The 1,063-nt window shown below is 48.5% G+C and carries 1 protein-coding gene; it reads left to right on the forward strand.

Features of this window, described 5'->3' with window-relative positions:
- Positions 1 to 1,063, forward strand: a 1,063-nt coding sequence (sstT, locus tag R7E00_RS24970; RefSeq protein WP_318124902.1) for a serine/threonine transporter SstT, incomplete at both ends; no start/stop codon positions are given.

Below are 1,063 nucleotides of genomic sequence, written 5' to 3' on the forward strand. Positions count from 1 at the left end.
CTCCAGATCCTTGTCGGTATTGTCTTTGGTATTTTGCTCGCAACAGTTTCACCAAGCCATGCTGAAAGCGTTGGACTGATTGGTAGCCTTTTTGTAGGCGCTCTTAAAGCCATCGCACCGATCCTAGTGTTTATTTTGGTTGCCGCTTCAATCGCGAACCAAAAGAAAAACCAACACACTTACATGCGCCCAATCGTTGTTTTGTACCTAATGGGTACGTTCTTCGCAGCGCTTGCAGCCGTGGTTCTAAGCTTCCTTTTCCCGACCCATCTAACGCTTGTAACCGGCGCTGAAGGTGCAACGCCTCCTCAAGGTATTGCAGAAATCCTACGTACCTTGCTGTTTAAACTGGTTGATAACCCAGTAAACGCACTAGTAGAAGCGAACTACATCGGTATTCTTGCTTGGGGTGTGGGTCTTGGCCTTGCACTTCACCACGCATCAGCAACAACGAAAGCGGTATTTGAAGACCTAAGCCACAGTGTTTCTCACATTGTTCGCTTCATCATCCGTCTTGCACCATTTGGTATCTTTGGTCTGGTTGCTTCAACTTTCGCGACAACGGGTTTCAGCGCGCTAGCAAGCTACGCTCACCTTCTTGCGGTTCTACTTGGCGCAATGATGATTATCGCGCTAGTAGTAAACCCAGCGATCGTATTCTTCAAAACCAAACAAAACCCGTACCCATTGGTATTCCAATGTCTACGTGAAAGTGGCGTAACAGCGTTCTTCACTCGCTCAAGTGCAGCGAACATCCCAGTAAACATGGCGCTATGTGAGAAGTTAGACCTAGATGAAGACACTTACTCAGTATCTATCCCTCTGGGTGCAACCATCAACATGGCTGGTGCAGCAATCACTATCACAACGCTAACGCTGGCTGCAGTGCACACAATGGGTATTGAAGTTGACCTAATGACAGCGCTACTTCTAAGTGTTGTCGCGGCGGTTTCTGCATGTGGCGCTTCTGGTGTTGCGGGCGGTTCTCTACTGCTTATCCCTCTAGCGTGTGGTTTGTTTGGCATCTCAAACGACGTAGCAATGCAGGTGGTAGCGGTTGGTT

Source organism: Vibrio sp. Vb1755 (genome assembly GCF_033338635.1).
In the GTDB taxonomy this organism is placed as follows: Bacteria; Pseudomonadota; Gammaproteobacteria; order Enterobacterales; family Vibrionaceae; genus Vibrio; species Vibrio alginolyticus.